The 11,191-nt window shown below is 70.7% G+C and carries 13 protein-coding genes; 6 read left to right on the top strand and 7 right to left on the bottom strand.

Features of this window, described 5'->3' with window-relative positions; translation table 11 throughout:
- The first annotated feature begins 22 nt into the window (after positions 1 to 22).
- Positions 23 to 694 (top strand): DUF4230 domain-containing protein, encoded by a 672-nt coding sequence (locus ACWD0F_RS37525; protein WP_449884830.1) that lies wholly within the window; start codon positions 23 to 25, stop codon positions 692 to 694.
- 155 nt (positions 695 to 849) lie between these two features.
- Positions 850 to 1,002, top strand: a complete 153-nt coding sequence (locus ACWD0F_RS37520) for a hypothetical protein (RefSeq protein WP_449884828.1) — start codon at positions 850 to 852, stop codon at positions 1,000 to 1,002.
- 148 nt (positions 1,003 to 1,150) lie between these two features.
- Here ACWD0F_RS37520 and ACWD0F_RS37515 read toward each other — a convergent pair whose 3' ends face one another.
- Genes ACWD0F_RS37515 through ACWD0F_RS37505 form a run of 3 tightly spaced genes read right to left on the bottom strand, consistent with a single transcriptional unit; the run spans position 1,151 to position 2,768 of the window.
- Positions 1,151 to 2,122: an NAD(P)-dependent alcohol dehydrogenase gene (locus tag ACWD0F_RS37515; protein ID WP_449884825.1), complete on the bottom strand. Its 972-nt coding sequence runs from the start codon at positions 2,120 to 2,122 to the stop codon at positions 1,151 to 1,153.
- Complete coding sequence (locus ACWD0F_RS37510) at positions 2,119 to 2,346, bottom strand: helix-turn-helix transcriptional regulator (RefSeq protein ID WP_449884823.1); 228 nt, start codon at positions 2,344 to 2,346, stop codon at positions 2,119 to 2,121. The genes ACWD0F_RS37515 and ACWD0F_RS37510 overlap by 4 nt, the downstream gene beginning before the upstream one ends.
- On the bottom strand, positions 2,340 to 2,768 hold the full coding sequence (locus ACWD0F_RS37505; RefSeq protein ID WP_449884820.1) for a hypothetical protein: 429 nt from the start codon (positions 2,766 to 2,768) through the stop codon (positions 2,340 to 2,342). The genes ACWD0F_RS37510 and ACWD0F_RS37505 overlap by 7 nt, the downstream gene beginning before the upstream one ends.
- A gap of 109 nt (positions 2,769 to 2,877) precedes the next feature.
- Between ACWD0F_RS37505 and ACWD0F_RS37500 the strand changes: the two genes are divergently transcribed.
- The gene (locus ACWD0F_RS37500; RefSeq protein WP_449884818.1) at positions 2,878 to 3,360 is read left to right on the top strand and encodes a hypothetical protein; all 483 of its coding nucleotides are present in this window, start codon (positions 2,878 to 2,880) and stop codon (positions 3,358 to 3,360) included.
- Between the two features lie 87 nt (positions 3,361 to 3,447).
- On the opposite strand, the gene ACWD0F_RS37495 is transcribed toward ACWD0F_RS37500, so the two are convergent.
- A complete protein-coding gene (locus tag ACWD0F_RS37495; protein WP_449884816.1) occupies positions 3,448 to 4,629 on the bottom strand; it encodes an acetyl-CoA C-acetyltransferase in 1,182 nt (393 codons plus the stop codon).
- An 86-nt stretch (positions 4,630 to 4,715) separates the two neighbouring features.
- Here ACWD0F_RS37495 and mce point away from each other — a divergent pair, with 86 nt between their 5' ends.
- The 3 genes from mce (at position 4,716) to ACWD0F_RS37480 (ending at position 7,998) form a co-directional block, all read left to right on the top strand.
- Positions 4,716 to 5,165: a methylmalonyl-CoA epimerase gene (gene mce, locus ACWD0F_RS37490; protein WP_449884813.1), complete on the top strand. Its 450-nt coding sequence runs from the start codon at positions 4,716 to 4,718 to the stop codon at positions 5,163 to 5,165.
- Between the two features lie 165 nt (positions 5,166 to 5,330).
- Positions 5,331 to 6,620, top strand: a complete 1,290-nt coding sequence (locus tag ACWD0F_RS37485; protein WP_449884811.1) for a DivIVA domain-containing protein — start codon at positions 5,331 to 5,333, stop codon at positions 6,618 to 6,620.
- Between the two features lie 151 nt (positions 6,621 to 6,771).
- Positions 6,772 to 7,998, top strand: a complete 1,227-nt coding sequence (locus ACWD0F_RS37480) for an AI-2E family transporter (RefSeq protein ID WP_449884808.1) — start codon at positions 6,772 to 6,774, stop codon at positions 7,996 to 7,998.
- A 121-nt stretch (positions 7,999 to 8,119) separates the two neighbouring features.
- Here the strand turns inward: ACWD0F_RS37480 and ACWD0F_RS37475 are convergent, their stop codons facing one another.
- The 3 genes from ACWD0F_RS37475 to ACWD0F_RS37465 form a co-directional block, all read right to left on the bottom strand.
- Complete coding sequence (locus ACWD0F_RS37475; protein WP_449884805.1) at positions 8,120 to 8,905, bottom strand: alpha/beta fold hydrolase; 786 nt, start codon at positions 8,903 to 8,905, stop codon at positions 8,120 to 8,122.
- 122 nt (positions 8,906 to 9,027) lie between these two features.
- Positions 9,028 to 9,786, bottom strand: a complete 759-nt coding sequence (locus tag ACWD0F_RS37470; RefSeq protein WP_449884802.1) for an SDR family NAD(P)-dependent oxidoreductase — start codon at positions 9,784 to 9,786, stop codon at positions 9,028 to 9,030.
- A gap of 115 nt (positions 9,787 to 9,901) precedes the next feature.
- On the bottom strand, positions 9,902 to 11,191 hold a 1,290-nt coding region (locus ACWD0F_RS37465), incomplete at its 5' end, for an RHS repeat-associated core domain-containing protein (protein ID WP_449884799.1).

The following is an 11,191-nucleotide window of genomic DNA, read 5'->3' as shown; positions in this document are numbered from 1 at the left end:
ACATACGGGTAGTCATGCACGCATGACGACTTCCCGAACGACGGCGCCTGAGGTGACCACCGGGCGACGCCGCAGGTGGCGATATCTGACCGGCTTCCTGGTCCTGGCGGTCCTGCTCGTGGTGGGCGGCCGCCTGGCCTGGACCTGGCTCAACCCGCTCGGCGAGCAGAGCATCGACCGCAGCCAGCCGGTGCTCCTGGAGTCCATCAAGGACATGAGCCGGTTCGAGGCCGCGACCGGGACCTTCCAGGTGGTCGTGGACCTGGAGAAGGACGCCAACTTCCTGCCCGACCCGATCAAGGGCACCAGGACGCTGTTCGTCGGCGCGGGCGGCGTGGACGCCTACGTGGACCTCTCCGCCCTGGCCAAGGACGCGGTGACGGTCTCGCAGGACCGCAAGGAGGCGACCGTGCGCCTGCCGCGCGCCCAGCTGGAGAAGCCGAACCTGGACAACAGCCGCTCCTACGTGTTCGCCCAGCAGCGCGGCCTGTTCGACCGGGTCTCGGACTTCCTGTCCGGCTCGCCGGGCGACCAGCGGGAGCTCTACCTGCTGGCCGAGAAGAAGATCACCGAGGCGGCCGTCGCGAGCGACCTGCGCGCCCGGGCCGACACCAACACCAAGGCGATGCTGACCGGCATGCTCAAGTCGCTCGGCTTCACGAAGGTCACGGTCAAGTACACCGACGAGCCCTAGCTCACGGGTGCCTTAGTCGTCCTGTGCGTCCGCCTAAGTACCTCCCTAGCTGCCTTACCTCCAGAGATAGGGCATACGCCCGATGTGGCGTGGCGGGCCTTAGGCGGAGTCTTAAGAGTGCAGGAACAAGGACACCCCAGCACAGGAGCACACGGATGAACGCCGAACTCGAATACACCGTCATGCAGCACCACGCCTCGGAGCTGCGCCGGGCCGCCGCCCTGCAGCGGCGGGTACGCCAGGCGCTGAAGGAGCAGCCGGCCGAGCTCCGGAACCGCTCGATCTTCGCCAAGCTCCTCTCCTCGTGACCGCCCACAAGCAGCCCGGCCGCAACCTCCCTCGCGGCCGGGCTGAGATGCCCCCTTAGGGGGGCCCACGCCGGGACCGCATTCCTGGTCGGTCCCGAGCGTCACGGAGCCCCGGTCCATTTCTGGTTGGACCGGGGCATCGTGCTGTTCAGGCCGCGACCGTGACGACCACCTTGCCGCGCGCCTGGCCCCGTTCCAGGTAGCGGATGGCCTCGGCGGTCTCGCTCAGCGGGTACGCGCGGTCGACGACCGGCACGAGCCTGCCCGCCGCGAGCAGCTCCGTCAGCACCCGCAGGTCCTTCTCGCGCGGCAGCGCGAACATCGGCCGCGGCTTCCGGCGGGTGAACGGTGCCAGCAGGGCCGCCCGGAGCGCGCGGTCCAGCCCCGACAACCACCGCCCGGGCTTCTCACCGCCGATGAGGACGGCCGTCCCGCGCGGGGTGAGGGCACGGCGCAGGCGCGACAGCGAGGGGTTGCCCCCGATGTCGAGGATCAGGTCGTAGCGATGGACGCCGTCGGCGAAGTCGGCGCGGGTGTAGTCGACGATCTCGTCGGCGCCGATCGACCGGACGAGGTCGGCCTTGGCCGTGCCGCACACACCCGTGACGTGCGCGCCGTACACCTTGGCCAGCTGCACCGCGAACGTCCCCACCCCGCCGCTCGCCCCGATGACCAGCACCTTCTGCCCCGGCCGCACCCGTTCGCCGCCCGCCAGCGCCTGGAGCGCGGTGGAGGCGGAGGTGGGGACCGCCGCGGCCTGCTCGAACGTGAGACCGTCCGGGATGAGGTCGGTCCGGTCGTGGCGGGCGCGGGCGTACTCGGCGAAGGCCCCGGCGCACCAGCCGTAGACCCGGTCGCCGGCCTTGAACCGGGTGACGTTGCGGCCGGTCGCCGTCACCACCCCGGCCACGTCCATGCCGAGCCGGCTCTTGGGAGCACGCAGGCCGGTGCCGAGACGCATCACGTAGGGGACGCCCATCATGACGTGCCAGACGCCCCGGTCCACCCCGGCCGCGTGGACGCGTAACAACACGTCGTCGTCTCCGGGCTCGGGTTGCTCGATCTCCGCGATTTTCAGGACATCGGGTGACCCGTACGCCTGCTGCACGATCGCTTTCATGATGCCTCCCCTTCGGGGTACTGGAACACGTCGTCGAGCGGGACCCGGAACACCCGGGCGATCTGGAACGCCATCTCCAGAGAGGGCGAGTAACGGCCCTGTTCGATGGCGATGACGGTCTGCCGGGTCACGCCGATGCGATCGGCCAGCTCGGCCTGGGTCATCTCACCGTGGGTGAAGCGCAGGGCCCGGATCGAGTTCGTGACGCTGGTGGGCTTCACCACGACGGCAGGCCGCGGCGGTAGGCGACGATCTTCAGGATCGACGACAGCAGTGACGACATCACGAACGACAGGTAGATCACGTTGGCGATCCAGAAGTGGTCGAGCTCGGCCATGGCCATGACGAGCGCCGCCACGCCGCCCGCCACGACGAACCACTGTCCGCCGTACTCGCCGAACCGGTAGATCTCCTTGTCACGCTGGTCCTTCTTGCCGATGTCGGCGGGGGCGGCCATCGAGACCGCGATGTGGGCCACGATGCCCGCGAGGATCGCGGCGCCGATCGTCCACAGCAGGGTCGCCGCGTACGGCGCCTCGGTGAGCGGCGAGCCGCCCGCCCGGCCGAGGATGAGCGCCACGTACGTCCCGTACCCGAGGACCGAGACCACCACGTAGATCCACGCGCGTTTCTCTTCGATTGTCATGCTCGAAATGTAAAACAACTCAGACACGATGTCTAGAATTTTTTACATCACAGTGGGCCATCTTCCGCGCACATTGTGCGAGTGGGCAGGTGGAGCCGATGATGGCGGTATGCGGAAGCGTTCACTGGTGTGGGGCGGCGTCGCGGTGGCGGCGACGGCAGGACTGGGCGTCTGGTTCGCCCGGGTCGGGCTGGAGTCCGCCGACAAGCTCGCCAGCGTGGCCGGGGTGTTCGTCGCCCTGATCGGGCTGGGGATCACGGTGTACGGGCTGATCAGCACCCGGACCCCGTCGGAGCCTTCGGAGCCGGCTGAGCCTTCCGGGACGGCGGATCCTTCCGGGACGGCGGATCCTTCGGGGACGGCTGAGCCTTCGGGGCTATCGGCGCCGCCGGAGCCGCCGAGGCCGCCGGAGCGGGCCGGTCACCGGCCCGCCGTGTCGGCCTCCGGGCCCCGATCGGTCGCCGTCGGCGGCGACAACAACGGCGTCATCTCGACCGGCGACGGCACCAGGACCGTGTTCATGCGCGGCGAAGCCTCCGGCCAGGGCCGCGTCCACCAGGCCGGCCGCGACCAGACGCCGGACGAGCGGTGAGCGCGGCCGGGGCACCCGGCAAAACGAGCACCGCCCCCCTTTCCTGGGCACCCGGCGAGGCGGGCGTCGCCACCCTGCCGGACACGGTCAGGGCACGCGGATGAGCAGGGCGTCGCCCTGGCCGCCGCCGCCGCACAGCGCCGCCGCCCCGAGGCCGCCACCCCTGCGCTTCAGCTCGTACGCCAGCGTCAGCACGATCCGAGCCCCCGAGGCCCCGATCGGATGCCCCAGCGCGATGCCGCCGCCGTTGACGTTGACCTTGTCCAGCGGGATGCCCAGCTCCTTCACCGACTGCAGCACCACGCTGGCGAACGCCTCGTTGATCTCGACCAGGTCCAGGTCGCCGGCCGTCACGCCCTGCTTCGCCATCGCCTGCTTGATCGCGTTGGCCGGCTGCGACTGCAGTGACGCGTCCGGGCCGGCCACGTTGCCGTGCCGGCCGATCTCCGCCAGCCACTCCAGGCCGAGCTCCTCCGCCTTGGCCTTCGACATGACCACGACGGCGCAGGCCCCGTCGGAGATCTGCGAGGCCGAGCCCGCCGTGATCGTCCCGTCGGCGGCGAAGGCCGGGCGCAGCCTGGCGAGCGTCTCCACGGTCGTGTCACCGCGCACGCCCTCGTCCTCCTTGACCACCACCGGCTCCCCGCGCCGTTGCGGGATCTCGACCGGGACGATCTCGTCCTCGAACGCGCCGTTCTTGGCGGCGGCCGCGGCGAGCTGGTGGGAGCGGGCCGACACGGCGTCCTGCTCCTCGCGGCCGATCCCGAGCCTGGCATTGTAGCGCTCGGTCGACTCGCCCATCGCGCACTGGTCGAACGCGCAGAACAGGCCGTCGTGGGCCATCGAGTCGACCACGTCGGCGCCGCCGTACTTGACGCCCTTGCGCAGGCCGGGCAGCAGGTGGGGGGCGTTGGTCATGGACTCCATGCCGCCGGCCACCACGATGTCGAACTCCCCCGCCCGGATGAGCTGGTCGGCCAGCGCGATGGCGTCGAGGCCGGACAGGCAGACCTTGTTGATGGTGATGGAGGGGACGGTCATCGGGATGCCGGCCTTGACCGCGGCCTGGCGGGAGGGGATCTGTCCCGCGCCCGCCTGGAGGACCTGGCCCATGATGACGTACTCGACGGCTTCGGGGGCGACGCCCGCCCGCGCGAGTGCGGCCTTGATCGCGATGCCGCCGAGATCGACGGCCGCCTGGCCCGACAGCGCGCCGAGGAGCTTGCCGATGGGGGTGCGAGCTCCGGCGACGATGACGGAACTGGACATGGCAACGGCCTCCTGTGCTCACAACGGGGGTTCTTTGACACCATACCCACGGGTAGGTGGATGATCGCTATGGAGGTAGGCCACACATGTTCATGCGGATCGACCACATCGGCATCGCTTGCCGGGATCTGGAGGAGAAGATCGCCTTCTTCTCCGAGACGTTCGAGCTCACCGTCGTGGCTCGCGAAGTCAACGAGGCGCAGGGGGTGAAGGAGGCCATGCTGCACATCGCGGACGGCGACGGCGGAGGCTCCTACATCCAGCTCCTGGAGCCCCTCACCGAGGACTCACCTGTCGGTAAGTTCCTTGCGAAACGGGGCGAGGGCGTCCATCATGTGGCGTTCGGTGTTCACAACGTCACTGAAACCATGGCTAAGATCAACGAAAAGGGTGTGAGGCTGCTTGACGAGAGCCCCCGACATGGGTCGATGGGCTCGCAGATCGCCTTCCTGCATCCGAAGGACGTAGGAGGAATGCTGACCGAATTGGTGCAAGCGGCCGGGCCCGAAGAAACCGCTAAAAACGTTCATATGTAACTAGTCACGCAGAAAGTTGGACGGGGCTTCGCAGGTGGCAGCAGCGGAGTACGCTTGCCTTCCACCGGACACGGGGTCTGCCGCGAGGCCAGGCCCCCGGTACGGATGCCCCGAACCCCCCGTCCGGCCCGTGTAGCCGTCTCGACAACCCAGGATCGAGCCTCCATGCAGTCCGACATCGACGCCCAACTCAACAACTTCTTCGAGGACGCCCCAGCCCGTGAGTTCGACGTGGTGCTCCGTGGTTATGACCGGCATCAGGTCCACGATCACCTGAAGCAGCTTGACGGGGAGCTACGTCAGGCTCGTGAGCAGGCTTCCGGCCTGCAGCGCGATCTGTCCGACTCTCAGCGCCAGCTTCAGGAGCAGGAGCGCCCCACCTACTCCGGCCTGGGCGCCCGCATCGAGCAGTTGCTCCGCCTGGCTGAAGAGCAGGCCACCGAGCTCGTCCAGGCCGCCAGGTCCGAGGCCAACGAGATCAAGGCCGCCGCCAAGGTCGATGCCGCCGATCTGCGTGCCGCCGCCGAGTCCGAGGCGGCCGAGAAGCGCGCCATGGCGACGCGCGAGAGCGACGAGATGCGCACCACCGCCGAGCGGGACGCCGAGGAGATCCGCTCGACGGCCCGCCGCGAGTCCGACGAGCTGACCAACACCACCGAGCGTGAGGCCGCCAAGCTGCGCGCCACCGCCGACCACGAGGTCGCGGAGAAGCGGGCCGACGCCGAGCGCGAGATCGCCAAGCTCCGCACGACGACCGAGCGCGAGGTCGCCCAGTTGCGGGCCTCGACCAAGCGTGAGCGCGACGAGGTGCTGACCACCGCGAAGCGGCAGGCCGACGAGATGCGCGCGCAGGCTCAGCGGGTGCTGGAGGAGTCGGAGGCCAAGCGGGCGCAGGACGAGGCGGAGTTCGAGATCCAGCTCGCGTCGCGCCGCGAGGAGGCGGAGCGCCAGGAGGCAGAGCGCCACGCCACCGCGCAGGCCGCCACCCAGAAGCTGGTCGCCGAAGCCGAGCAGCGCGCCGCCACGGCCGAGTCGAGGGCCACGAAGGCGACGCAGCAGGCCGATCAGACCCGCCGCGAGGCCGACCTGCACGCCAAGCAGCTCGTCGCCAACGCGCGTAAGAGCTCCGAGACGATCGTCGGCGAGGCCAAGTCCAGCGCCGATACGATCGTCACCGAGGCGAAGAACGAGGCCGAGCGCACCCGTTCGGCGATGCAGCGCCAGGTCGACGAGCTGACCCGCCAGCGGGACAGCATCACCAGCCACCTGGCCCAGCTCCGCCAGCTGCTCGGCGGCGCCGCGCTGCCGGGCCTGGAGCCGGAGCCCGCGGTCACGGCGGCCCCGCCGAAGCCCGCGATCGCCGCACCGGTGATGGACCACCCCGCACCCCCCACGACGCCGGCCCCGAAGATCGAGGCCAAGTCCGAGGACGACGCGGAGTGGTGGCAGGAGTAGGCACACGGGGGCGACTGCACGGGGGCTAGACAGTACGACTGGATGACGGCTGGAGAGGGCCTGGCGACCGGATGGTCGCTAGGCTCTCTCTTTGTGCCGGGCTCCCGCGAGCTCGCCAATGGTCTGTCGCCGATCCCCCCGGAGCGTTGCCTTGTCCGCAGATGTCGAGCCCGGACCGCAAGCGCCGCAGAACGAGCGGGAGGCAGCTCCTGACGAGCGGGAGGCGGCTGCTGAGCAGCACGAGTCAGCCCCTGAGCAGCGCGAGTCGGCTGCTGACGAGCGGGGGGCGGGCCAGGAGGCGAGCGCCCCCCAGGCCGTGACGACGGCGGCGCAGCCGTACGGGCTGCCGGGCAAGCCGCTCGCGCGCGGCCCGTTCCTGTTCGGGCTGGTCGGCGGGCTGGGGGTGCTGACGGCGATCGCGATCTCGCAGATGGTCGTCGCATCGATGAGCACGATCGTCCTGGTCGTGGTGGCGATGTTCCTGGCCGTGGGGCTCAACCCGGCGGTCGAGGCCCTGCAGCGCCGGGGCCTGGCCAGGCGCGGCGCCATCTCGATCGTGTTCGCCGGGGTCATCGTGGCGTTCGCGCTGTTCGGGCTGGCGATCGTGCCGCCGGTGAGCCAGCAGTTGTCGGAGTTCGTCGCGGCGGTGCCGGGTTACCTGAGCGAGCTGAGCAAGAATCCGACGTTGCGCCAGCTCGACGCCGACTACCAGATCACCACCCAGGTCACGTCGTTCGTGACGAACTCGCTCGGGCCCTCGCTGGCCAGCGGCATCATGGGCGCGGGGCTGGTGGTGCTGAACGGCCTCTTCACCACCGTGACGCTGCTGGTGCTCATGCTGTACTTCCTCGGCTCGCTGCACACGATCAAGGGGTACCTGCTCAGGCTGGTGCCGGCCTCCCGCAGGGAGCGGACGCGGTCGATCAGTGAGCAGATCCTGTCCGGCATCGGCGGTTATGTCGCGGGCAACGTGCTGATCTCGGTGATCGCGGGCGTGCTGACCTGGATCTTCCTGTCGATCGCCGGCGTCCGGTACGCGCTCGCGCTCGCCCTGGTGGTGGCGCTGACGGACCTGATCCCGCTGGTGGGCGCGACGATCGGCGCGGTGCTGGTGACCGGCGTGGCGCTGCTGCAGTCGGTGCCCGCCGGCATCGCCTGCGCGATCTTCTTCGTGGTCTACCAGCAGGTCGAGAACTACTTCGTCTATCCGAAGGTGATGAAACGCTCAGTGGACGTGACACCGGCGGTGACCGTGATCGCGGCCCTGTTCGGCGGCGCGCTGCTCGGCATCGTCGGCGCCCTGCTGGCCATCCCCGTGGCGGCGGCGATCTCCCTGATCATCCGCGAGGTCGTGCTGCCCCGCCAGGAACACGCCTGACGCGACGTCGTACCGCCCGGCCGAGAGCGCCTGACGCGAGGCCGTGCCGCCCCGCCAAGAGCGCGCGGCGCGAGGTCGTACCGCCTCGTCAGAAGCCGCGCCGGACGACCGGCGCGTTCACTCACTCGCGTGCGCCGCCGAGTGCGGTGGTGAGGAATTCGGTCACCGCCGCGTTGAACGCCTCCGGCTGCTCGACCGCGCTCAGATGGCCGGCCTTGGGGATGACCTCCAGCCGGCCCTCGGGCACGGCCCGCGCCATCGCCTCGGCGTCGGAGGGCGGCGACAGCTCGTCCTCCTCCCCCACCACGATCAGCAGCGGCACCTTCAGCGCCCCGAGCGTCTCGAACGAGTCGGGCCGCGCGGCCATGGCCCGTTGCGCCCAGGCGACGGCGCCGGGCGGCGCGGACTGCACCAGCCCCTTGACGCGCCCGAACACCATGGCCCGCCGCTCCTTGGTCGTCGGGCCGATGAGCGCCGGCAGCACCTCGCTGACCAGCACCTCGCTCCCGCCGGTCAGCACGGCCTGGGCGATGCGTTCCCGGTTGTCCTTCGCCGGGGGCGGGTCCGGGCTCGCCTTGGTGTCGGCCAGGATCGCGCCGAGCAGGCGGTCGGAATGCCGACGGCAGAAGGCCATGGTCACGTAGCCGCCCATCGAGAGCCCGCCGATCACCGCCCGGTCTATGCCCTCATCGTCGAGCAGCCTGGCGACGTCGTCGGCCATCAGGTCGAGGGACGGCTCGTCCTCGCCCAGCCGCGACCCACCGAAGCCACGCAGGTCAGGTGTGATGACCCGGCAGGCCTTGGCCAGCCCTTCCCGCTGCGCCAGCCACATCGCCGACGACAGGGGGAACGCGTGGAGCAACACCACCGGGAGCCCGGTCCCGGCCGATCGTGTGTAGAGCTGCACGGACACACGTTAGCCCGGTTCACCCCGACAATCACTAAGTGACGTATGCCGATATCCCGCCATAGCCCGGACCGCTTCTCCGCCGGCACCGGACACCGCGCCCGTGACGGCCGGGAGAACGTCTAGATGGCGGTGGCTCCGCCGTCGATGAACAGCACCTGCCCGGTCATGTACGCCGAGGCCGGGGCGGCCAGGAAGACGGCCGGCTGGGCCATCTCCGCCACGGTCCCCCACCGCCGCATGGGGACGGTGGCGACCGTGGCGGCCCCCGACGTCTCGTCGTCCCACAGGTTGCGGTTGAGGTCGGTGGCCGTCCAGCCGGGGCACAGGGCGTTGACCCGCACCCCGGCCTGCGCCCACTCCACGGCGAGCGTCTTGGTCAGCGCCACCAGCCCGGCCTTGGCGGCGGCGTACGGCGCCAGGAACGGCGCGCCGAGGGCCGCCACCGACGCCACGTTGATGACGGTGCCGCCGCCCCGGCCCAGCAGGTGCGGGGCGACGGCGTGGCAGACGGCCATGGCGGTGTCGAGGTTGAGCCGCATCAGCTTGTCCCACCCGGACAGCCGCAGGTCCTTGAACTCGACGAGGAAGTTGGACCCGCCCGCGTTGTTGACGACGATGTCGAGATGGCCGAGCCCGTCGATCGCCGCCGCCACGGCGCCCGCGGCGGCCGCGCGGTCGGTGAGGTCGGCGGGGATGACCACGGCCCGCCGGCCTAACGCCTCGACCTCCTTGCCCACCTCGGCGAGGAGGTCGGCCGACCGGGACACGAGCGCCACGTCGGCCCCCGCCTCCGCGTAAGCGAGCGCGATGGCCCGCCCGATCCCCTTCGACGCCCCGGTGACCAGGGCCTGCCTTCCCTTGAGATCGAACGCGCTCACGCCGCCTCCTCGTGTCGAAACCGAACAAGATTCTAGGGCTCAGGACCCCGGGAACGCCACCGGCGCGGGGCTGCGAAGAGCCCCGCGCCGGTCCCCGATCAGCATCGGGAGATCGTCAGCCGCCCAGTCCCCAGATGATGATGTCCAAGGCGTCACCCAGACCGCTCTTGTCTATCCAGCCGGTGACCCGGAAGCCGGTTTCGGCGACCGTGCCCGTCCTGGTGTTCTCCGGCTCGACCCGCTCGGGCCGGAAGATCTGCCGCTCACCCTGGCCGGACCCGCCCGACCGAGCCGCCGGAGGCGGACCGTCGGGGTACATCCTGCCGTCGCGGTAGACGGTGTAGGACTGGGTCGGCTGGGTGCTGCCGTCGTTGCGGTAGATCTGACTCGGCCGTGGCTGCATCGGCTGCCGGCTGTCCCGGGGCGGCGACTGCCGCTGGGTCGCCCGATGACTCGTCGGCCGCGACGTCGGACGCTGCCGTGCCCGCTGGACCCCGCTGGGGAGCCGGCCGGCCCGCCTGTTGCGCGTCCTGGCCGCCGCCGACGCGCGGCGCCGTGCCGCGGCGTCAGCCGCCTTCCGCTTCGCCTCTCTTCTCGCCGCCGCCGCGGCCCGCCGCTGCGCCCGCGCCGTCGCCGCCTTCCTGGCCCGCTCGGCCGCCTTCTTCTTGGCCTGCTCCTGCAGGCGCTTCCTGGCCGCGGCCGCGGCCTTCTTCTTCGCCGCCTCCAGGGCCTTCTTCTTGGCCGCAGCGGCGGCTCGCCTCCTGGCCTCGGCCAGCGCCCGGCGCCGCGCCGCCGCGAGAGCGGCCCGCCTGGCCGCCGCACGCGCCGCCGCGATGGCCGCGCGCCTGGCGGCCGCGATGGCCAGCCTCCTGGCGATGATCTGCGCCGCGATCCTGGCCGCGAAGATCGCGGCGAACCAGAACAACTGCCCGTCGGGGTCGCTCATGGTGACGGGGCTGTTGTTGGCGTAGGCGTAGGCGTTGAGCTGCTGCGGGTTCTGCTCCTCCATCACGGGGTCGACCGAGATGAAGCGGCCGTTCTTCGGGTCGTACTCGCGGGCGCCCAGGTGGACGAGCCCGGTCGTCGAGTCCTTGGTGCCGCCGACGAACCCGCGCTGCCCCGGCCACCACGATGGCGGTGCGCCACGGTCCTCGCCGAACGGGGTCTGCCTCCGGACGGCCAGCTCGCCGGTGCTCGCGTTCACCGCGGCCTGCGCGGTGCCCTGGTGGTCGTTGACCAGGAAGGAGACCTGGTTGTCCGGCGTGCGCACCGCGATCGGCTCGCCACCGATGGTGTAGTAGCGGGTCTGCTCGACCGCGTCCTTGGCGAAGTCGAAACGCAGCTCCATGTCGTCGATGTAGAGGGTGGAGTCGGTCGGCGTCTTGCGGATCAGCCGGTCGCCGTC

Source organism: Nonomuraea sp. NPDC002799, from assembly GCF_053592075.1.
This window is presented reverse-complemented; position numbering and strand designations above follow the sequence as displayed.

Bases quoted from the DNA above. Each gene is read 5' to 3' on its own strand.
- ACWD0F_RS37525 (WP_449884830.1), top strand. From the start codon at position 23: ATGACGACTTCCCGAACGACGGCGCCTGAGGTGACCACCGGGCGACGC.
- ACWD0F_RS37520 (WP_449884828.1), top strand. From the start codon at position 850: ATGAACGCCGAACTCGAATACACCGTCATGCAGCACCACGCCTCGGAG.
- ACWD0F_RS37515 (WP_449884825.1), bottom strand. From the start codon at position 2,122: ATGAAAGCGATCGTGCAGCAGGCGTACGGGTCACCCGATGTCCTGAAA.
- ACWD0F_RS37505 (WP_449884820.1), bottom strand. From the start codon at position 2,768: ATGACAATCGAAGAGAAACGCGCGTGGATCTACGTGGTGGTCTCGGTC.
- ACWD0F_RS37500 (WP_449884818.1), top strand. From the start codon at position 2,878: ATGCGGAAGCGTTCACTGGTGTGGGGCGGCGTCGCGGTGGCGGCGACG.
- ACWD0F_RS37495 (WP_449884816.1), bottom strand. From the start codon at position 4,629: ATGTCCAGTTCCGTCATCGTCGCCGGAGCTCGCACCCCCATCGGCAAG.
- mce (WP_449884813.1), top strand. From the start codon at position 4,716: ATGTTCATGCGGATCGACCACATCGGCATCGCTTGCCGGGATCTGGAG.
- ACWD0F_RS37485 (WP_449884811.1), top strand. From the start codon at position 5,331: ATGCAGTCCGACATCGACGCCCAACTCAACAACTTCTTCGAGGACGCC.